The following is a 20,820-nucleotide window of genomic DNA, read 5'->3' on the forward strand; positions in this document are numbered from 1 at the left end:
GCGCTAGCCTCCCACGTAAAAGCTTTGCACCAGCGAGCCCATCAGCAGTGTCCAGCCATCAACCAGCACAAACAACATCAGCTTGAAGGGCAAGGAAATCATCACAGGCGAAACCATCATCATCCCCATCCCCATCAAGATACTGGCCACCACCAGATCAATAATCAGGAAAGGAATAATCACCATAAACCCAATCTGGAACGCGGTTTTCAGCTCACTGGTCACAAAAGCCGGCACCAGCACCCGCAAGCTCACATCTTCCGGCCCTTGCGGCGCTTTGGCCCCCGACACCTCGATAAAGAAGGCCAGATCTTTTTGCCGGGTTTGCTTGAGCATAAAGTCTTTGAGCGGCACCGCGCCTTTATCCAGGGCTTCGTTAAAACTGATCTGGTTGGCACTATAAGGCTGATAAGCCGTGGTGTAGATTTTGTCGAACACCGGCGACATCACAAAAAAAGTCAGGAATAAAGACAGCCCCACAATCACCTGATTGGGCGGGCTTTGCATGGTGCCCAGCGCTTGGCGCAGCAGCGATAACACGATCACAATGCGGGTAAAGGCGGTCATCATCAGCAAGATGGCCGGAATAAACCCCAGCGCGGTCATAAACAGCAGGGTTTGAATCGGCAGCGAATAAGCCGTCCCGCCCGCGGTTTGCGTTGAAGTCATAAAGGGTATACCCGCCGACTCGTTCGCCAACAAGGCGGGAGACAATATACCCAGCAGTAGTATTAGTAATAAACGAGCACGATCAGCGCGCATCAGAGCCTCCATCCGACTGGGCATTCATGCCGCGCTTGGCCAGTGCTGCCTGCAGCCACTGGGCAAAAGCCGGCGCCACCGGCGTTGCGGCGGGCAATTCTGGTGGCTCGCTCAGCGTGTGCAGTAGGTTGATTTGCTGGCTAGTCACGCCCAGCACCAGCCACTGGCCATCCACCTGCACCACTACTACCCGCTCACGTGGGCCGACCATCACGCCAGACACAACTTTCAGTGGCCCCTGCAAACCTTGTGGCAAGAGGGAGAATCGGCGCACCAGCCACGCCGCCCCCACAATCAGCAACAGAATAAAGCCCAGCGCCAGCATCACCTGCAGCAAAGAGCCAACGCCACTCGGCGAGCTGCTGGCTAAGGCAGGGCCGCTGGCGGCGGCCCAAACGGACAACGGCAGCCCGCTAAGGCTGCCGCTCACTAAAATTGGCAAAATACGCATCGGTTTATTTATGCAGGCGGCGAATCCGCTCGGCTGGAGTAATGATATCGGTGAGGCGGATACCGAATTTTTCATTCACCACCACCACCTCGCCCTGGGCAATCAGACAGCCATTCACCAACACATCCATCGGCTCACCCGCCAAGCCATCAAGCTCAACCACCGAGCCCTGTGCCAGCTGCAATAGATTGCGGATCGCGATTTTAGTGCGGCCCAGCTCAACCGTAAGCGCCACCGGAATATCGAGAATCATATCGATATTATTCGGGGCCCCGGCCGGGACGGCGTTAGCGTCAAACGATTGGAAAATATTGGCCGGCTGGGCATCGCTGCCGCCGCTGGTGGCGCCGCTGCTATCGGCAACTTCTTGCTCTGCCAGCGCTGCCGCCCAGTCATCCATGATGTCTTCTGGATTTTCTTCTGCTGGATTGTTTTCGTCAGCCATGGCCTTCCTCGTGCGATTCGTCTTCCTGCCCGCTCAGTGATTCGGCTGTACTCATCAGCTTTTGCACTTTCAGGGCGTATTGCTTGTGAAGAATACCATAGGTGCACTCCAGCACGGGCACACTGTCCACGGTGGCGGTAATGATTTCGGGGATATCCAACGGAATAACATCGCCGGTTTTCAAACTCAGGATGTCGCCGAGGGTGATTTTGGTTTCCCCCAGCGTGGCTACCAGATCAACCTCAGCATGCTGCACCTGCTTGCGCATCAGATTGGTCCAGCGATTGTCAGCCTCGATCCGGTCGGCCTGCATACTGCTGTAGAGCAAATCGCGAATCGGCTCCAGCATCGAATACGGGAAGCACACGTGGAAGTCACCACCGCCCGCGCCCAGCTCGATTTTGAAGGTATATGCCACCACCACCTCGGTGGGGGTCGCAATATTGGCAAACTGGGTATTCATCTCCGAGCGCACATAGGCAAACTCGCACTCGAATACCGGCTGCCAAGCCTTCTGGAACTCTTCAAACACCACATCCAGCAGTCGCTGAATAATGCGCTGCTCGGTTGGCGTGAAGTCACGCCCTTCCACCCGCACATGGTAGCGGCCATCCGAGCCGAACAGATTGTCGACCACCAGAAACACGAAATCAGGATCAAAAATAAACAGACCCGTGCCGCGCAGCGGCTTCATATGGATCATGTTCAGATTGGTGGGCACCACCAGATTGCGGATAAATTCGCTGTATTTCTGTACCCGCACCGGGCCGACGCTAATCTCGGCATTGCGGCGCATGAAATTAAACAAGGCAATGCGCAAATTACGGGCAAAACGCTCGTTGATGATCTCGAGCGTCGGCATCCGGCCACGAACGATCCGTTCCTGACGGCCAATGTCGTAGTCACGGACCGCATGCGGGTCGATTTCCTCTTCGACCTCGTCCTGCTCGCCCGTTACCCCCCGCAGCAGCGCGTCGACTTCTTCCTGGGAAAGAATATCGTCAGCCATGTTTTCGCTCTATCTGCCTTTGCTTAACTACTTATCGAGCTCTTATCAATTTTCTTGATAAAAGAACTGCGTGAAGTTCACGCTCAACACCCCTTCATCCTTGGCTTCCGCCTCCAGAATGACGTTCAGTTGCTCGCGAATTTCGCGGGCGAGGTCTTCCTGCCCCTTCGCGGTTTTGATTTCTTCCAAGTTTTTCGACCGCAACAAACGACCCACGGTATCAAGCACCTTGGGCTGGAAATCTTTCAGGCGCTGCTTGTCGGCCTCTTCGGCCAGCTCAACCATGATTTGCACTTGCAGTACGGCGCCCGTATCACCCGCCAGATTGACGGTAAAGGGCTGATCTTGCAGCTTGTCAAACACCGGGGCGTGATGCCCTTCTTTTTCCTTCTCTTTTTTCTTTTTCTCTTTTTCTTTCTTTTCTGCCTCAGCGGCCGCGTTAGCTTCGGCCACCGCTTCATCGGCATGCCCTTCGGCCGGCGTGCGCAGGATGAAGAAGGCCAGCAATCCACCCACGACCAGAATCAACACCAACAGGGCGATCACGATGATCAGCAGGATGTTTTTCTTGGGCTTTGGCGCGGCATCCGCAGGCGCTGCTGCTTTGGCGTCAGACATAGATTACTGCCTCATGAAGCAAAAGGATGAAACTGGTCGTTTGGTCGAATGCAAAAATACCCCAGCGATGCTGAGGCATTTTCGACCACTACTGCAAAAGATACTATAAAACAAGCGCTAAGCAAGCATTTTTCAGGTAACACATTGCAAAACTAGACAAATAGACTCACTCGCGTACTGCCGCCCGGCACCCGTACATCGCTTAAATTAATCACCCGATCAAGCACTTGGCTGCCATTCGCGGCGTCCAGCTGACCATAAGGCAGCGCAGGCTGGCCAGATGACTGCCGTTGCTGGCTTTGCTGCTGGGCAAAAGCGTTTTGTTGTTGCTGCTGTAAAGATTCCGAAGCCACCTGCACGTTATTGAGCACAATCCCCTGATCGGCGAGCAGCGCCGTCAGCTTCGGTGTGGCCGCCGCCAAAGCCTCACGTACGGCGGCTTGCTGCGAAGTAAACACCACGCTCGCCTGCTCGCCCCCCAGATTCAGCTGCACTTCCATCGGCCCCAGATTCGGCGGATTAAGCTGCATTTGAATCTGCTGTTCTTGCTTGCCCAGCATCAGGCTCACCCGCTGCGCCACCGCATCGCCCCAGCGCGGATCATTCACCGGCGTAGCCACATAATGGCTAGGCACTGGCGTAGCGGTGTTATGGCTCGCCGCTTGCAGATGCTGCGGATTGGCATTCACCGGCGCGGGCGCGGCCTGCAGCGCGGTTTGCAATTGCTGGCCAAACTCGCCCAAACCAGCTGGGTCCCCTTTTGCCGCAGCCCCGTTTAGCGGCAATCCATTGCCCGCCTCAACGGCAATCTTTGCCGCTGCATCACCTTGCTGCGGGCGTTGATTTTGGCCATTGAGTAAGCCATTGACTGCCGCATTCAGGCTAGGTTCCTCAGTCTGCGCGGCTTCAGGGTTGGCGGGCAAACCATTTGCGCCCAACAGATTCAATGCGCCAGCTTCGCCAGCCAGATCATTGGCAGCCTCAGCTTGAGTCGCCGGATTGAGCTGTGGCAGGTTTTTATTCAGCGCGTGCAAATTGGCCGCGGCCAGCAAGGCGGCCACATTCGGATCCACCACCGTATTGGCCGCTGCAACCGCTTGCTCAGCGGGGCTTGGCTCATTGGCTGCGACTTGATTGGCCGCTTTATCCGCCGGCTTGGTCGCCTGGTTTTCTACCGGTTTGGGCTCGGTTTTAGTTGCAGTCTCGGCCGCTGATTTTTCACGGCTTTCGTTGGCTTGCGGCTCGCGCTGCTTGCCCAGCTCGTTACGTAATTGCGCGCCAAATTCCACCGCGCCGGCCTTGCCGTTATCGCGCGTGGTTTTGCCACCGGTATTGCTCGGTGTAGCGGTGAGCGCTGAAATGGTGTTTGAGGTATTTGCCGCCATGATCGGACACCACAAAAAAGAGTCAGCCCCCTTCAAGCAAAGTTGATGCCAAGCTCGAAATCAGCCCTCAGTGATACACTGCCGGCATGGCAGAAGATTCAGATCTCGAACGCACCGAACCGGCGTCCCAGCGGCGGCTGGATGAAGCCCGCAAAAAGGGCCAGGTGCCGCGCTCGCACGAACTCACCACCTTTGCCACCTTGCTGGTGGGCTTGGTGGCGATCATCTTTACCGGGCCGGATCTTTATGCGGCCATGAAAGAAATCATGGTCACAGCGCTGAGTTTTCAGCGCCAGCAGCTGATTAGCACCGCGGCGATGGGAGAAATGTTGTTTGCCCTGGGCAAAATCGCCATCATCGCCTTGCTACCGATTTTTGGCGCGGTGGTACTGGTCACCATTCTGACCCCCATGCTGATCGGGGGCTGGCTATTTAGCGGCGAGGCACTCACACCCAATTTTGGCCGCCTCAACCCCATGAGCGGGATTGGCCGGATGTTTTCGCCGCGCACCATCGTCGAAACCATCAAAACCATTCTTAAATCTGCACTGATCGGTGGCGTTGCCGCGTGGCTGATGTGGCAAGAGCGCGCCGATTTTATCCAGCTCCTGGTCATGCCCGCCGACTCGGGCTTTGGCATGCTCTGGCAGATGACCCGCCACACACTGCTGCTGGTGATCGCGGCCATGGCGGTGATTGTGTTGATTGATGTGCCTTATCAGCTTTGGGATTACTACAAAGGCCTGCGGATGACCAAAGAAGAAGTGCGGCAGGAACACAAAGAAGCCGAGGGTGATCCGCACGTGAAAGCGCGGATTCGCCAGTTACAGCGTGAAGCGGCGCGCAAACGGATGATGGCCGAGATTCCGAAAGCCAATGTGGTGGTCACCAACCCAACTCACTATGCGGTGGCCATCCGCTACGACAGCAAAATGCGTGCGCCCATCGTGGTGGCCAAAGGCGCTTTTCTACTCGCTGAGCGCATTATCGAAATCGCCAAAGACAATAAAGTGGCCGTGTTGCGTACGCCACCTTTTGCGCGCGCGCTGTATCATCATGCCGACTTGGGCGAAGAAATTCCCAGCGCGCTGTATACTGCCACCGCAGAGGTGCTGGCCTACATTTACCAGCTGGATCTCTACCGGCGCGAGGGCGGCTTTGAGCCGGTACTGAATACCGACTTGCCCGTACCACCCGAGCTAGACCCCGAAAATGAAAACCAGGGTATATCGCCCTAAGCTATATTCAATAAGGCGCAGCAAGCCATACAGGTAGCCCGTATTAGAAATGCAGTCCATTAACCTGACTCGTTTGGCCGCACCCGCGCTGGTGCTCATGGTGCTCGGCATGATGATTCTGCCGTTGCCGCCGCTGCTGCTCGATTTCTTTTTCACTTTCAATATTGCGCTGTCGGTCATTGTGCTGATGGTGAGCATGTATACGCACAAGCCGCTGGAATTCTCCAGCTTCCCCACCGTGCTACTGGTCACCACGCTGCTGCGGCTATCGCTGAATGTAGCCTCGACCAAGCTGGTGCTCACCGAGGGCCACGCTGGCGGGGACGCGGCCGGTAAAGTCATCGAAGCCTTTGGCCATGTGCTGATTGGCGATAATGTCGCAGTCGGGATCGTGGCTTTTATTATTCTGACCATCATTAACTTTGTGGTGATCACCAAAGGTGCCGGCCGGATTGCCGAGGTGTCGGCGCGCTTTACGCTGGATGCGATGCCCGGCAAACAGATGGCGATCGACGCCGATCTGAATGCCGGTCTGATTGGCGAAGAAGAAGCCCGCCGCCGCCGCACCGAAATTTCCGATGAAGCGAATTTCTTCGGCTCGATGGATGGTGCGAGTAAATTCGTCCGCGGCGATGCGATCGCCGGCATTCTGGTGATGGTAATCAATCTGGTGGGCGGGATGCTGGTCGGCATGCTGCAACACGATCTGCCTTTTGCTGAAGCCGCCCGTACCTACACCATGCTGACCATTGGTGATGGCTTGGTGGCGCAAGTGCCTGCACTGGTGATTTCAGTCGCCGCCGGCATCGTGGTGTCGCGGGTGGGCACCGAGCAAGATCTGTCGCAACAGATGCTCAACCAGCTGTTTGCCCGCTCGCAGGTGCTGTATGTCACGGCGGGGGTGCTGGCGGTTTTGGGCATCATTCCTGGCATGCCCCATTTCGCCTTTCTGCTGATGGCCGTCCTGGCCGGCAGCCTGGCCTGGTGGGCTGACCAGCAAAAACAGAAAGACCTCCTCGCGGCCAGCGGCGGCGGTGGAGGTGGCGCGCCTGCGCCTGGCACTGCCCCCGCCTCACCGGCCGAAGCGCCGCTACAGGAAGTCAGCTGGGCGGATGTGCAAGCCGTTGACCCGGTCGGGCTGGAAGTAGGCTACCGGCTTATTCCGCTGGTGGATCGCAATCAGGATGGCGAATTGCTGCGCCGCATACGCGGCATCCGCAAAAAAATCGCGCAAGAGCTGGGCTTTTTGGTGCCGGCCGTCCATATCCGCGACAACCTTGAGCTGCGACCCAATCAATACCGCATTCAGCTCAAAGGCGTCGACGTGGGGTTGGGCGAAGCGTTTGTTGGCCAGTGGCTGGCCATCAATCCGGGTAATGCCGCCGGCAATTTGCCCGGCACCGCTACCACCGATCCAACCTTTGGCCTACCCGCCATCTGGGTAGATAGCAGTTATCGCGATCAGGCCCAAGCCATGGGCTACACCGTGGTCGATGCCTCCACCGTGGTTGGCACACACATCTCGAATATTCTGCAATCCCACGCCGCCGAGCTACTCGGGCGCGAAGAAGTTCAAGCCCTACTCGATCATTTCAGCAAAGAATCGCCCAAGCTGGTGGAAGAGCTGGTACCTAAAGTGGTGGCGATTGGTACGCTGCAAAAAGTGCTGCAAAACCTGCTGGAAGATGGGCTGCATATCCGCGATATGCGCACCATTCTGGAAACACTGGGCGAGTCAGTCGCCCGCACCCAAGATCTGGACGAGCTCACCTCAATGGTCCGGGTGGCGCTGGGCCGCGCCATCGTGCATCAGCTTTTCCCGGGTGAAAACGAGCTACAAGTGGTGGCATTAGAGCCCCAACTAGAAAATATCCTGCTCTCGGCCGCCAGCGGCCGCTCGCCAGGGGGGCTGGAGCCGGGGCTGGCCGAGCGCCTACTACAGCAAGCGGCGCAACTCTCCGAGCAGCTAGAAATGCAAGGTATCAATCCGGTGATCATCACGCCGGCCCAGTTGCGGCCGATGCTTTCGCGCTTTTTAAAGCGCTCAATCCCGAATTTACGGGTGATTGCGCACACCGAAATCCCCGAATCGAAGACCTTGCGCATCATTGGCGTGCTGGGTGCCAATGGCTAAGCGCCGGCTAAGACGCTGTTTTACTGCTGAATTCTTGCAACATTCAGCCGTAAAACTGACGCGACCACCGCAGATCAATTGTGCAGTTGCGCGGCAACAGCGATAATCTGCCGCTATGGTCGTCAAAAAATTCTTCGGTGCCACCACCCGCGAAGCCCTACGCCAAGTTCGTGATGAACTGGGTCCGGACGCGCTTATCCTGTCCAACCGGCAAGTGGCCGGCGGCGGGATCGAAATCATGGCCGTCGCCGATGCCGATGTTGCCGCGCTCACCAATGTACAAACGGTCAGCGCACCGCCTAAGCCCAGCCCGCGTGCAGCGCAAAATGGCGCCCGCCTGATGAGTAGTGCGCAAACGGAAGCACCACGCCCAGGCATTGCCAAAGCGCTGGCCCGCTCGTACGCCATCCCTGACGACGAAACGCCGGAAGAACTGGACGACAGCCCGTACGAGCCGCCCTCGGTGCTGCGCAGCAATCGCCAACCGCGCCTTGACTCGGTCGAGTCGCGCCCAGAGCCACATCTCAGCACCCGCAGCGAGGCCCAACCGAGCTCACGTACTGAGCCAGCGGCGCGGCAGGAAGTGCCCTTTACCGAATTTGCCACCCAGCGCAGTGAGCGCGCAGTACCGCCAGCGCCAGAACGCCCGACGGCCACCGCTGCGCGCCCAGCCCCACCGCCACGGCGCCCGGCGGCCGAGCCGAGCAAACCGCTGCCCGTATTTAGTTTTGAAGACGAACCGGCAGCGCCCCAAAACAACATCGACCAAGAGGCCATGCAGGATATCGCGCGCGAAATCCGCATGTTGCGTGGCCTACTGGAAAGCCAGATGGCCGGCATGGCCTGGGGCGAGCTGAGCAAGCACGCGCCGGAAAAACTCGAAATCCTGCGCCTCTTACTCGGCGCGGGTTTTTGCGCCGCCCTCTCGCGGCAATTGATTGACAAAATGCCGGCGGGCATGAGCCTGGATACCGGCATCAAATGGGTGAAAGCCGCGCTGGCACATAATCTGCCAGCCACCGGGCCGAATGACGATCTGGTTGCGCGCGGCGGGGTGTATGCCCTGATTGGCCCAACTGGCGTCGGCAAAACCACCACAGTGGCCAAACTGGCGGCGCGCGCGGCACTCACCTACGGGCCGCAAGCCGTGGCCCTACTCACCACCGATAGCTATCGGATCGGGGCGCATGATCAGCTGCGCATTTATGGCCGTATTCTGGGCGTGCCGGTGCATGAGGTCAAAGACGAAACCGATCTGCAACTGACCTTGGGCGAGCTTTCCGAGCGGCACTTGGTGCTGATTGATACAGTCGGGATGGGCCAGCGCGACCAACGCATTGGGGAGCAATTGGCCATGCTGGGGCACGACAATGTCGGCACCATCTTGCTCTTGGCGGCCAATGCCCATGCTGGCACGCTGGATGATGTTGCGCGGCGCTATCGCAACCATCATTTGCTGGGCTGCATTCTGACCAAGCTGGATGAAACCGTGGCGCTGGGCGGAAGCCTAGATGTGGCAATTCGCCATCGCCTGCCGCTGCAGTTTGTGACCAATGGCCAGCGCGTACCGGAAGACCTGCACCGCGCCAATCTCAGCTACCTGCTCGACCGGGCTTTTAAAACCCAGCAGGACAATAGCGTGTTTCAGCTGCAACGGGATGAATACCCGCTCTTTATGAGCACGCAAGATACCCCCACCGATTTCACCCTGAATCTGGGAGCGGGCCGTGCCTAAACGCTGGCAAGATCAGGCCGCCGGGCTCCGGCAACTGGTCAACCCGGTGAGCTGCCGTAGCATCAGCCTGTGTGGCGGGCGCGGCGACGCCGGTACCACCACGCTGGTCATTCATCTGGCCGCCGCGCTGGCCGAACGCCAGCGTGAAGTGATGATTCTGGATGAATTTAGCGGCGCACAAAACGTCGCCAACCGCCTGCATCTGCAGCAGGGTTTTACCCTTGAACATGTCTTGCGCCGTGAGGCCACACTGGCAGATTGCCTGATCGATACGCCGCTGAATGCCCAGCTTTTACCGCTGGCCAGCCGCCCACACAGCATGAGCCAGCTCAACGAAGCCGAGCAAAGCTGGCTGGCGGCCGAGTTTGAAGCGCTGACCGAGCATGTGGATTATCTGCTGCTCGATACCCGCCCAGCCGGTGGTAGCGGCATGCCGAGTCTGAGCCTTGCGGCCGACGATGTGGTGATTGTGCTCTCGGATCGAGCCGAATCCCTCACCGACGCCTATGCCGCCATCAAACAGCTGGCGCTCGATTACGCGCGGCGCGATTTTCGGGTGCTGGTAAATCGGGTGGATAATCTCACCGAAGCCATGGCGCTGTTTGAGCGCTTGCGCAGTGTATGCCAGCAGTTCCTAGGCAGCCTGCAGCTCAAACTGATCGGCTTTGTGCCGGAAGACGCCAAACTCAACCGCGCCATGCGTTTAGGCCGCAGCGTGCTGGAGGCCTACCCCGATACCGAGGCCAGTATTGCTCTGCGACAATTGGCAGATGTGATCTTGCGCTGGATCCCCCCCACTACCATCAATGCCAGCCCGGGTCATTTTGTGCACCGACTGGTGGAATCATCGCGCTTGCTCAGCGAAAGGCTGCAACATGGCTAAGCCCAGCGCAGCCGACACGACCATTGCCGAGTCATTGCAGCTGCGCGCCGGGGGCTACGCCATCAGCGGCGAGCTCACTTTACACAGCACCAGCCGGCTATGGCCTGCCTGCCGTGCTATCGATTGGCAGGGCCAAACCCTTGATTTAGCCGCCGTCACTCGCGTGGATGGCGCCGGCGCCGCTTTGCTATTTGAGTTAAGCCAAGCGGGCGCCCAACTGCAGCATCTCTCAGCCGATGGCCAGCGCCTCTTACAGGCGCTCAATCCCAGCCAGCCACTACACATCCCCGCTCCAGCCGGCGAACTACCGCTGATCAGCCGCCTTGGCCGCGCCAGTAGCCTCTGGCTCAATGATCTGGCCGAGCAAATCAGTTTTATTGGCGAAGCCGCCGCCGCCTTCGCCCTCACCTTGCGTCGCCCACAGTTATTGCGCCGTGCCGAGCTGTGGCGCCAGTGCGAGCAGGTGGGTGCCAATGCCCTGCCCATCATCAGCCTGATTGCGTTTTTGCTCGGGATTATTCTGGCGTTTCAATCGGCGATACCGATGCGGCAATTCGGGGCGGAAGTCTTTGTCGCCAACTTACTCGGTTTATCGGTGCTGCGCGAATTGGGGCCGCTAATGACCGCGATTGTGCTCGCCGGGCGCACCGGCGCGGCGTTTGCCGCCGAAATCGGCACCATGAAGGTCAATGAAGAAATCAACGCCTTAGTCACTTTTGGCTACCGGCCCATGAATTTTCTGGTGCTACCGCGTCTGCTAGCCGGCGCGCTGATGCTGCCGCTGCTGGCGATTTGGGCCTCAGTGATTGCCCTGTTGGGTGGCGCCATCGTCTTGCAAGGGTTTGGAATTCCCTTGCCCACCTTCTGGACGCAGCTCAGCGGCCAAGTGGCCCCGCTGGATATACTTACCGGGCTGATCAAAGCGGTGGCCTTTGGTCTGGTGGTGGCCTCGGTGGGTTGCTTGCGCGGGCTGAGCACCGGCAATGGCGCCAGCGCCGTCGGTGCCTCGACCACCCGCGCAGTGGTGCAGATTTTGGTCTTGCTGGTGGTGACCGACGGCCTCTTTGCGGTGGTGTTCTACCACCTGGGATGGTAAGCATGCAGCCAGCGATTCAGGTGCGCGGATTAAGTTGTGGCTGGGGCGAGCGGCTGATTTTGCGCGAGCTGGATTTTGATATTCAAGCCGGCGAAGTGGTGACCATTCTGGGCGGCTCGGGCTGCGGCAAATCCACCCTGCTTAAACACCTGATTGGCCTCTACCCACCGCTGGCCGGCAGCATACTCATCCAGGGTAATGAGCTGGTGGGCGCAGATAATCAGGCACGCGAGCAGATACTGCGGATGATTGGTGTGATGTATCAATCCGGCGCGCTATTTGGCTCACTCTCGATTTTGGATAATATCAAGCTCCCACTCGGCAGTTTCAGCCCGCTGGATACTGCGGCCATCGATACCTTGGCGCGCCTGAAGCTGCGGCTGGTGGGGCTGGAAGAATTTGCTGATTTTTACCCGGCTGAGCTTTCGGGCGGGATGCAAAAACGCGCGGCCATCGCCCGGGCGATGGCGCTGGACCCGCAGATTTTATTTCTGGATGAGCCCTCCGCTGGCCTTGACCCGGTCACGTCAGCCGAGCTGGATCAGCTGATCCGCCGGCTAGCCGAAACGCAAGGCGTAACTATTGTGGTAGTCACCCACGAGCTGGCCAGCATTGCGGCGATTGCCGATCGGGCCATCATGCTGGATAAATCCATCCAAGGTATTCTGGCCATCGACACCCCGGCCGCACTGGCGGCAGCTAGCGATCCACGGGTGGCCCACTTTTTCCACGCTGCGCGCCCCGCCCGCGCCGGCACAGCGAGTGTGTTATGAAGCAACCGTCATATTTTCGCTTAGGATTATTCATCATCCTCGCCATTTTGCTGGGCGCAGCCCTGCTGATCGGCGTGGGCAGTGGCCGCTGGTGGCAACCGCGCAGCACGCTGGAAACCTACTTCAATGAATCGGTAAAAGGCCTCGATATTGGCTCGAAAGTGCGTTACCGCGGGGTGGCGATCGGCGAAGTCACCGCCATTACTTTTACCTACAGCCGCTATCAAGGCGAGCTGCCCGCGGCCCAGCGCCAGCAATATGTCCTGGTGGAAGCCCAGCTTGATCATGCCATTCTGGGCGAACCGGCGGCGGGCGAGAGCGCACAAGCGCAGTTAAATCGCGAAATCAGCAAAGGCTTGCGGGTTAAACTTTCGCCGCAGGGCCTTACCGGCACCAGCTATCTGGAAATCGATTACGAAAACCCGCGTGATAATCCGCCCCTGCCCATTCAGTGGAAACCCGAAAATTTATATATCCCCTCGGCCAATAGCACGGTGAATCAGCTGGTGAGCAGTGCCCAAGATCTGATGGCCAAAATGCAGCGACTGGATCTGAATGAATCCATCGGGCTCTTTAACCAGACGTTACGCACCCTCAACACCAAACTTGATCAGCTCGATACTGCTAATCTCAGCCGGCAAAGCACCCAGCTCTTACGCACCGTCAATGGCCTGCCTCTGGCGCAAATTGCCAGTGAAAGCTCGGCCCTGATTCAGGAAGTGCGCACCAGCAATCAACAGCTGGGTACGATGCTGGCTGATCCGTCTCTACAACAGGCAGCGCGACATCTGGCCAGCGCCGCCCAATCGGCTGATCGCCTACTGTCGGGGCCGGAGCTAAGCCAAACCGTGGCGCGGCTTGATGCCATTACCGCTAGGCTAGATCGCCTGAGCGGCCAGCGCGAAGGCGATGTGCAGCAAATCATCGATAATCTCAATGCCACCAGTAGCAATCTGAAAGCCCTGAGCGAACAGGCCAAACAACGCCCCAGCTCGCTGCTGTTTGATCAATATCCACCGCGTTACACGCCGCCTAAGCCATGAAAAAACTGCTTTGTTTGTTGCTGCTGTGCTGCACTGCCTGCAGCTCTACCCCACCAGAGCGGCAGGACTTTCTGCTGCAAGCTAGCCGCACCGGCAGCGCCCAAAGTGCCCGTTTTGGCGCGCTGCAAGTGCAAGAGCTGCGCGCCGCGCCGCCCTTTCGCGATAGCGCACTGGTTTATCGCGAAACCGCGCAGCGCTTTGTGGCCGACCCCTACCACGGTTTTCTTGCCCCACCGCCAGTACAGCTGAGCCAAAACCTACGCCAATGGCTGCGCAGCAGCGGTTTATTTGCCCAAGTGCTGCCCAGCGCCGGCAGCGCCGCCAGCAGCTGGCTTTTGGAGGGCGAATTGCTCGCGCTCTATATCGATGTGAGCGATCCGGCTCAGCCGGCCGCAGTGCTGGAGCTGCAATTGCAGCTGCATCGCGGCACGCAAAGCTTTAGCTACCCGCTGGCGATCCGTGAAGCACTGGCCAGCGCCGAACCTGAGGCCGCCGCCGCCGGTCTGCAGCGAGCGCTGAGCCGCGCACTGACGCAATTAGAGCAACAACTGACTTCGTCAAAAGCGGATTAGTCAGCTACACTAAAAGCCGATTTGAATTCACCCGTCTTATGTCAGCTCACCGCGCCCTCTCCCTTTATCGCAGCACCCAAAGCAGCAGCGAAGAAGATCGCGTGCAGCAGCACGCGCCCTTGGTGCGCAAAATTGCCTATCACATGATGAGCAAGCTGCCGGCCAGCGTGGAAGTGGATGATTTGATTCAAGTTGGCCTGATGGGGCTCATGGAAGCAGCGCGCAATTTTGATCCGGAAGCCGGCGTGCTGTTTGAAACCTTTGCCAGCCAGCGCATTCGGGGCGCCATGCTCGATGAGCTGCGCAACGCCGACTGGCTCCCGCGGCAAGCGCGCAAAAACATGCGCGAGATCGAAAAAGCGATTGTCGCGCTGGAACAACAGCAAGGCCGCGCGCCCACCGAGGGCGAAGTGGCACGCCAGCTGGGCATTGAGCTGGCCGATTATCAAGCCATGCTGGGCGAAGCCCGCGGCCATCAGCTGGTGCATTACGAAGATTTCGAAGAAGATGGCGATAATGATCAGCTCGATCAGTATGCTGCCGATCACAAAGCCAACCCCATCGATATTCTGAGCGACGGCCGTTTTCGCGGTCAGCTGATCGAAGCCATTGGCCTCTTGCCCGAGCGCGAAAAACTGCTGATGGCGCTGTATTACGACGAAGAGCTGAATCTAAAAGAAATCGGCGCCGTACTGGGCGTTTCCGAATCAAGGGTGTGCCAACTGCATGCGCAAGCGGTGGCCCGTTTGCGCAGCAAACTCAAAGACTGGCTGAGTTAAATGGATAAAATCAGTGTATTTGGCATCATCCTCGGCCTGACGGCCATTGTGCTTGGCCACTGGCTGGAAGGCGGGCACATTGGCTCGTTGGTGCAATTTACCGCCTTTCTGATCGTGATCGGTGGCACCACCGGAGCGGTGATGCTGCAAACCGAAATGCGCCATTTCGTCGCCGGCATCAAAATGCTGCGCTGGATTTTTATCCCCCCGAATATGGATTTTCGCAAAATCCTCGCCACCTTGATGAATTGGGGCCAGCAGGCTCGTCGCGGTGGTTTGCTCGCGCTTGAAGCCTACGTCAATAGCGAAAAAGATCCGTTTGTGAAACGCGGCCTCACCATGGTGGTGGATGGCGCCGAGCCCGATACCGTGCGCCGCGCGCTGGAGCTGGATATCGATGCCTACGAAGACCAAGCCCGCGCCGCGATCAAAATCTGGGAGTCCGCCGGCGGCTACAGCCCCACCTTCGGGATTTTGGGCGCGGTACTGGGGCTGATTCACGTGATGGAAAACCTCACCGACCCATCCAAACTGGGCGCCGGGATTGCCGTGGCCTTTGTGGCCACCATCTACGGCGTGGGAGCGGCCAACTTATTGCTGCTGCCGATCGCCAATAAGCTCAAGCATTATGTGATGCTGGAAGTGCGCCGACGTGAAATGGTGGCCGAGGGGCTGGTGACCATCGCCAATGGCGAAAATCCGCGCCTACTCGAAAACAAGCTGGCAGGTTTCCTGCACCACTAATACCCGGGCAGGTATTATTCTAAAAGCATTACCCATCAAGACTTTTAGCGCAATACCCCAGCCCCACTTACCCCACCCCTACTGCCTCGCGGCAAAGCGGCCAGCCAGCCGCTATAGTCAGCTTATCCCACCCATCGCGGGGCAAGCCATGCAGACTTTGCTGCTCCTCAGCTGGCGCTTACTCGGCTGGCTTGATCTACTATTCTTTACCCTGCTGATGGTATTGCTCGCAATGCTGCCCCAGCGCTGGCTTAGCCACCTATACCCCACATTATTTCATAGCTGGTGCCGCTGTTTTGTGCGCGCGCTGGGGGTGCAATTACGTTTGCATCAGCACTACCCCGGGCCACTGCCGGCGCAATTTATCCTGATCGCCAATCACCCCTCCGCATTGGAAGACGTCGGAATTCCGGCGCTGTTTCCAGTGCGCAGCTTGGCCAAATACGAGGTGCGCGATTGGTGGCTGGTCGGGCGAATTGCCGCCGCGGCCGGTACGCTGTTTGTGGAGCGGGAAAGCAAAGCTTCGCGCCAAGCGGCACAGCAGGCGCTGATCGCTGCGGTGCAAGCTGGGCACAATATTGCGCTCTACCCAGAAGGCGGCTGCAAAGGCCGCTGGCTGGCGCCGCGCTTTCTACACGGCGCGTTTGTCACCGCACAAGCCACTGGCGTGCCGCTGCTACCCGTATTTTTGCACCACGAGGCGCAGGCCGATTTTGAATGGGGGCCGGGCGAAACCCTGCTGCAAAAAATCTGGCGCATTAGCACTAGTCGCAACCGGGTGGTGCATTATCACGTGTTCGCCCCGATCGATCCGGCCAGCCAGCCGGATAAAGAGCTGCTCAATGCGCAGGTTTACGCGCAATACCAAGCCTGGCAAGCGCGTTTTTTGCAATAAAGCCCCTCGCCGCCGCAGCTGACACGCCCAAGACAGATAAATATGCCGCATTAGTCGCTTTTCTGCTGCAGTGCGCAGCCCAGCCGTTATAATCGCGAAAGCGTTTGTCCATCAGCCCCACACCATGCCCCTGTTTCGCAAGAAAAACGTCCCCAATGTCTCGACCCGGCCGGCCCTGCCTGCGCCCGTGGCCAATTTACTGCGCGAGTCTTGGTGGCTGCTGCTAGTGGTACTGCTGGGCTTTGTTTTGCTCGCCCTCACCAGCTACCACCGCTCGGATCCGGGCTGGTCACACAGCGCCACCGAGGCCATGATCCACAATCGCGGCGGCGCGTTTGGCGCCTGGCTAGCCGATGTGTTGCTCTATACCTTCGGCGTCTCAGCTTGGTGGTGGACGCTCTTTCTGGTGGCAGCGATCTTATGGGGCTACCGACGGATTGACCGAGTCACCGAGTCATCACGCCCGGTGGTCTTGCTGGCCTGCATTGGCTTTGTGTTTATTCTACTCTCCAGCAGCAGCCTGGAAGCGCTGCGCCTGCATAGCCTCACACTGGAGTTACCGCACAAACCGGGCGGCATTCTGGGGCTTAGCTTGGGCGGCTGGCTGATGGCGAATTTTGGCTTTAGTGGCGCCACCATGCTGCTGTTCGCCAGCTTTGGGCTGGGCGTATCGCTATTTACCGGGCTCTCATGGCTTAATCTTATGGAAAACCTCGGTGCAGCCATCGAATGGGCTGCGCTGAAAGTGGCCGATGGCATCCAAGCCGCCCACGACCGCCGGATCGGTCGCATGACCAAGCGCGCCCGTGAAGAGCAAGTGCAAGCCGCGAAAAAGAAACAAGATGACAAAGCCCCGCTGATTATTGCCCAAGCCCCGGCCGAAGTGCCGGTGGCGAAAAAACTCGAACGCGAAAAGAAAGAACAAGAAAAGCTGCAGGCCGAACAAGCCCGGCAGGCGGCGCAGCCAATGCTCTTTGCCGAAGATGAGCTGCCGCCACCGCCACCACCCGCCCCACGCAAAGTCGTACAACCTATCGTCAGCGAAGGTGATTTACCCGCTTTAAGCCTGCTCACCCCGGCGCCCCAAGCACAGGAAACCATTAGCAAGGAAACGCTGGAATTCACTTCCCAGCTGATCGAGCGCAAGCTGGCGGACTTCAATGTCGAAGTCAAAGTCGTCGCGGCCTACCCGGGTCCGGTGATTACCCGCTATGAAATCGAGCCGGCGGTAGGGGTGAAAGGCGCGCAGATTGTGAATCTGATGAAAGACCTAGCCCGTGCATTGGGGCTGGTGTCGATTCGCGTGGTGGAGACCATTCCGGGCAAAACCTATATGGGGCTGGAATTACCCAACCCGACCCGGCAAATGATCCGGCTAGCCGAAATTATGTCCAGCGAGCCTTATCAGGCCTCCAATAGCAAATTGACCCTGGTACTGGGTAAAGACATCACCGGCAAACCGATTGTGACTGATCTGGCCAAAGCACCGCATATGCTGGTGGCCGGTACCACTGGTTCGGGTAAATCGGTGGGCGTGAATGCGATGATTCTGTCGCTGGTCTACAAAGCCACGCCCGAAGATGTGCGCTTTATCATGATCGACCCGAAAATGCTGGAGCTGTCGATTTACGACGGCATTCCGCATTTGCTGGCGCCGGTGGTCACCGATATGAAGTTGGCGGCCAACGCCTTGAATTGGTGCGTGGCCGAGATGGAAAAACGCTACCGGCTAATGAGCGCGCTGGGCGTACGCAATATTTCCGGTTACAACCAGAAAGTGCGCGACGCCGCCAAGTCCGGTCAGAAACTCACCAATCCGTTCACGCTTACGCCAGATAATCCCGAGCCGCTGGAGCACCTGCCGTTTATCGTGGTGGTGGTTGATGAATTTGCCGACTTGATGATGGTAGCGGGCAAGAAAATCGAAGAGCTGATCGCGCGGCTGGCGCAAAAAGCCCGCGCCGCCGGTATTCACCTGATCCTGGCCACCCAGCGCCCGTCGGTGGATGTGATTACCGGCCTGATTAAGGCCAATATCCCGACCCGACTGGCGTTTCAGGTCTCGAGTAAAGTCGACAGCCGTACGATTCTCGACCAGATGGGCGCTGAGGCGCTGCTGGGACAAGGGGATATGCTGTTTCTGCCACCGGGTAGCGGTTACCCCTTGCGGGTACATGGCGCCTTTGTGGCCGATGATGAAGTGCATCGCGTGGTGGATGCCCTCAAAGCGCTGGGCGAGCCCGACTATATCGAAGGCATTTTAAATGGCGGTTTTGAGGCTGAAGCTGCGGGCAATGCGCCGTGGGCGACCGACGGCGGCAGCGCTGGCGACGAGAGCGACCCGCTGTATGACGAAGCCGTCGCCTTTGTGCTGAAAAGTCGCCGTGCGTCGATTTCCTCGGTGCAAAGACAACTCAGAATCGGGTATAATCGCGCCGCGCGTCTGATCGAACAGATGGAAAGCGCCGGCCTGGTTAGCGCGATGGAAAGTAACGGCAACCGGACTGTACTGGCGCCAGCCAGTGAATAACAAATCATTGAAAAGACTGATCTTCCTTGATTTGTCAGCCCTCCAATGACAGGCGGCTACACCTTTCGGGATGGGCAAAACGGCCAGCTGTACCACACGACCCCCGCCGCAGGCGTGGCTGGAATGTGGCAATCTGGCACACTTATTCCGACTAACCCAGCAAATCGCAATTCGGGCTTGAGCTCGAGGTGCTTTTTGTGATATAAACGTGGACTTTTCCAGTTCCGACGTTAGGACAAGAATCATGGCACGAGTATGCAAAGTCACCGGCAAAGGCCCGATGACCGGGAATAACGTTTCCCACGCCAACAACAAAACTAAACGCCGCTTCCTCCCGAACCTGCAATCTCGCCGTTTCTGGGTTGAAAGCGAAAACCGCTTCATCCGTCTGCGTGTTTCTAACGCTGCACTGCGCCTGATCGACAAGAACGGCATCGATGCAGTTTTGGCTGACCTGCGCGCGCGCGGCGAACTCTAATTCTGAGGTAATTTGAACATGCGCGATAAGATCAAGCTCGAATCTTCTGCTGGTACCGGTCACTTCTACACGACCACTAAAAACAAACGTACCATGCCAGAAAAGATGGAAATCAAAAAATTCGATCCAGTTGCTCGCAAGCACGTGATCTACAAGGAAACCAAACTGAAATAATTTCAGTGCTGGTGACCATACTCGAAACCCTGCCTCGGCAGGGTTTTAGTTTTTGTAGCGCTGCTTTTGCTCAGCAAAATAAAAGGGGTATCGCCTTGCAGGCCATACCCCTTCTTTCTTTCCAGGCTATACCCTAGGCTTCAAGCTGCCAGATGGTTTTGAGCGTGGCGCATAATTTATGCATCATCGGGTCGGTCGCCCGATCACCGGAATAAATAAACTGCAGCGGCGCCCGCGTGACAATCTCGCCACCGCGCCACAACACAATCGAGCCATCGGCCGCATAGCGCTGGGCGGTTCGCTCGGCCAAAATCGCCACCCCCACGCCGGCTTTGATCAATTCCAGCAAGGTCGCTTCTTCATCAAACTCGCCGACGACTTTAGGCGCGATGTTCTGACTACGCCACAGTTCCTGCGAAATATCCGCCAGACTCGTAAATTGCGACAGCCCCAACCACGGAGCAGCCGCGAGTGCTGACCAGTCGGCTTCCTGCAATTGGCTAGCCATGCTGGGCGGAATCGCGATACAAAAACCGATTTCGCTCAGCGGCAGCGTCATCACATTTTGATAAGGATTGCGCCCAAGATAAAACCCCGCATCGAGGGTTTTTTTGCGCACTTCATTCAGCACACTCACCGAAATCCCATGCGTGGTTTGCACCGTAATCAGCGGATAGGTTTCCCGCAACAGCGATAGCCATTTCCCCAGGCGCAAGCGTGCTGGTACACCGATGGTGCCAATCCGTACCTTGCCTTTGGGCTCGCCTTGCAAGGCCTTGGCCTGATGCAAGAGATCGCGGGCCTGCGCCAGAATTTGCTCGGCTTCCGGTAGCAATAATTTACCGGCTTCAGTGAGCTGCACCCCGCCCGGATAGCGCTCAAACAGCGCCAAACCGAACTGCTCTTCCAGCGCTTTGATCTGCGCAGTCACCGCTGGCTGGGATAAATGCAGCAATTCAGCGGCTTGGGTTAAGTGCCCCTGTTGCGCCACGGTCACAAAAGTACGTAATTGATAAAGTTCCATAGCTGCGATTATCACCCAAAGCTTGCCGCTTGTGGCGTTCAGCATGCCTTTT

21 protein-coding genes are annotated in these 20,820 nt (G+C 58.0%); 14 read left to right on the forward strand and 7 right to left on the reverse strand.

Annotation, left to right across the window (positions count from 1 at the left end; all coding sequences use genetic code 11):
- Positions 1–3 precede the first annotated feature (3 nt).
- From fliP to L991_RS00250, 6 genes are all read right to left on the reverse strand, one after another.
- Entirely contained in the window at positions 4–762 is a 759-nt protein-coding gene (gene fliP / locus L991_RS00225) for a flagellar type III secretion system pore protein FliP (protein WP_047390840.1), read from the reverse strand.
- A complete protein-coding gene (gene fliO / locus L991_RS00230) occupies positions 752–1,213 on the reverse strand; it encodes a flagellar biosynthetic protein FliO (RefSeq protein WP_052190443.1) in 462 nt (153 codons plus the stop codon). The genes fliP and fliO overlap by 11 nt, the downstream gene beginning before the upstream one ends.
- Positions 1,214–1,217: 4 nt before the next feature.
- Entirely contained in the window at positions 1,218–1,658 is a 441-nt protein-coding gene (gene fliN, locus L991_RS00235) for a flagellar motor switch protein FliN (RefSeq protein WP_028449579.1), read from the reverse strand.
- Positions 1,651–2,667, reverse strand: a complete 1,017-nt coding sequence (gene fliM / locus L991_RS00240; protein WP_028449580.1) for a flagellar motor switch protein FliM — start codon at positions 2,665–2,667, stop codon at positions 1,651–1,653. Before fliM ends, fliN begins: the two co-directional genes overlap by 8 nt.
- 45 nt (positions 2,668–2,712) lie before the next feature.
- The gene (locus L991_RS00245) at positions 2,713–3,285 is read right to left on the reverse strand and encodes a flagellar basal body-associated FliL family protein (protein ID WP_052190444.1); all 573 of its coding nucleotides are present in this window, start codon (positions 3,283–3,285) and stop codon (positions 2,713–2,715) included.
- A gap of 152 nt (positions 3,286–3,437) precedes the next feature.
- Positions 3,438–4,670 (reverse strand): flagellar hook-length control protein FliK, encoded by a 1,233-nt coding sequence (locus L991_RS00250; protein ID WP_047390843.1) that lies wholly within the window; start codon positions 4,668–4,670, stop codon positions 3,438–3,440.
- Between the two features lie 86 nt (positions 4,671–4,756).
- Here L991_RS00250 and flhB point away from each other — a divergent pair, with 86 nt between their 5' ends.
- The 14 genes from flhB to rpmG all read left to right on the forward strand — a co-directional run bounded on the left by flhB (position 4,757) and on the right by rpmG (position 19,744).
- On the forward strand, positions 4,757–5,908 hold the full coding sequence (flhB, locus tag L991_RS00255; RefSeq protein WP_047390845.1) for a flagellar biosynthesis protein FlhB: 1,152 nt from the start codon (positions 4,757–4,759) through the stop codon (positions 5,906–5,908).
- A gap of 49 nt (positions 5,909–5,957) precedes the next feature.
- The gene (flhA, locus tag L991_RS00260; RefSeq protein ID WP_047390848.1) at positions 5,958–8,042 is read left to right on the forward strand and encodes a flagellar biosynthesis protein FlhA; all 2,085 of its coding nucleotides are present in this window, start codon (positions 5,958–5,960) and stop codon (positions 8,040–8,042) included.
- 115 nt (positions 8,043–8,157) lie between these two features.
- Positions 8,158–9,777 (forward strand): flagellar biosynthesis protein FlhF, encoded by a 1,620-nt coding sequence (flhF, locus tag L991_RS00265; RefSeq protein WP_047390851.1) that lies wholly within the window; start codon positions 8,158–8,160, stop codon positions 9,775–9,777.
- On the forward strand, positions 9,770–10,660 hold the full coding sequence (locus tag L991_RS00270) for an AAA family ATPase (protein ID WP_047390854.1): 891 nt from the start codon (positions 9,770–9,772) through the stop codon (positions 10,658–10,660). The genes flhF and L991_RS00270 overlap by 8 nt, the downstream gene beginning before the upstream one ends.
- Positions 10,653–11,756 carry an ABC transporter permease gene (locus tag L991_RS00275; protein WP_047390856.1) on the forward strand — a complete coding sequence of 368 codons (1,104 nt, stop codon included), beginning with the start codon at positions 10,653–10,655 and terminating at the stop codon, positions 11,754–11,756. Before L991_RS00270 ends, L991_RS00275 begins: the two co-directional genes overlap by 8 nt.
- A 2-nt stretch (positions 11,757–11,758) precedes the next feature.
- The gene (locus tag L991_RS00280; protein WP_231550454.1) at positions 11,759–12,529 is read left to right on the forward strand and encodes an ABC transporter ATP-binding protein; all 771 of its coding nucleotides are present in this window, start codon (positions 11,759–11,761) and stop codon (positions 12,527–12,529) included.
- Entirely contained in the window at positions 12,526–13,572 is a 1,047-nt protein-coding gene (locus L991_RS00285; RefSeq protein ID WP_047390863.1) for an MlaD family protein, read from the forward strand. The genes L991_RS00280 and L991_RS00285 overlap by 4 nt, the downstream gene beginning before the upstream one ends.
- Positions 13,569–14,144 carry an ABC-type transport auxiliary lipoprotein family protein gene (locus L991_RS16185; RefSeq protein WP_052190445.1) on the forward strand — a complete coding sequence of 192 codons (576 nt, stop codon included), beginning with the start codon at positions 13,569–13,571 and terminating at the stop codon, positions 14,142–14,144. The genes L991_RS00285 and L991_RS16185 overlap by 4 nt, the downstream gene beginning before the upstream one ends.
- A gap of 38 nt (positions 14,145–14,182) precedes the next feature.
- Positions 14,183–14,923 carry an RNA polymerase sigma factor FliA gene (locus L991_RS00295; RefSeq protein WP_028449589.1) on the forward strand — a complete coding sequence of 247 codons (741 nt, stop codon included), beginning with the start codon at positions 14,183–14,185 and terminating at the stop codon, positions 14,921–14,923.
- On the forward strand, positions 14,924–15,667 hold the full coding sequence (locus L991_RS00300) for a flagellar motor protein (RefSeq protein WP_028449590.1): 744 nt from the start codon (positions 14,924–14,926) through the stop codon (positions 15,665–15,667).
- 148 nt (positions 15,668–15,815) lie between these two features.
- Positions 15,816–16,562 (forward strand): 1-acyl-sn-glycerol-3-phosphate acyltransferase, encoded by a 747-nt coding sequence (locus L991_RS00305; protein WP_047390867.1) that lies wholly within the window; start codon positions 15,816–15,818, stop codon positions 16,560–16,562.
- A gap of 124 nt (positions 16,563–16,686) precedes the next feature.
- On the forward strand, positions 16,687–19,092 hold the full coding sequence (locus L991_RS00310; RefSeq protein ID WP_052190446.1) for a DNA translocase FtsK: 2,406 nt from the start codon (positions 16,687–16,689) through the stop codon (positions 19,090–19,092).
- A gap of 244 nt (positions 19,093–19,336) precedes the next feature.
- Entirely contained in the window at positions 19,337–19,570 is a 234-nt protein-coding gene (gene rpmB, locus L991_RS00315; protein ID WP_028449593.1) for a 50S ribosomal protein L28, read from the forward strand.
- A gap of 18 nt (positions 19,571–19,588) precedes the next feature.
- Positions 19,589–19,744, forward strand: coding sequence for a 50S ribosomal protein L33 (gene rpmG, locus L991_RS00320; RefSeq protein ID WP_028449594.1), 156 nt, complete (start codon positions 19,589–19,591; stop codon positions 19,742–19,744).
- Positions 19,745–19,877: 133 nt separating this feature from the next.
- Here rpmG and L991_RS00325 read toward each other — a convergent pair whose 3' ends face one another.
- On the reverse strand, positions 19,878–20,813 hold the full coding sequence (locus L991_RS00325) for a LysR family transcriptional regulator (protein WP_231550455.1): 936 nt from the start codon (positions 20,811–20,813) through the stop codon (positions 19,878–19,880).
- Between the last annotated feature and the right edge of the window lie 7 nt (positions 20,814–20,820).

This window comes from Chitinibacter sp. ZOR0017, from assembly GCF_000799095.1.
Classification (GTDB): domain Bacteria; phylum Pseudomonadota; class Gammaproteobacteria; order Burkholderiales; family Chitinibacteraceae; genus Chitinibacter; species Chitinibacter tainanensis.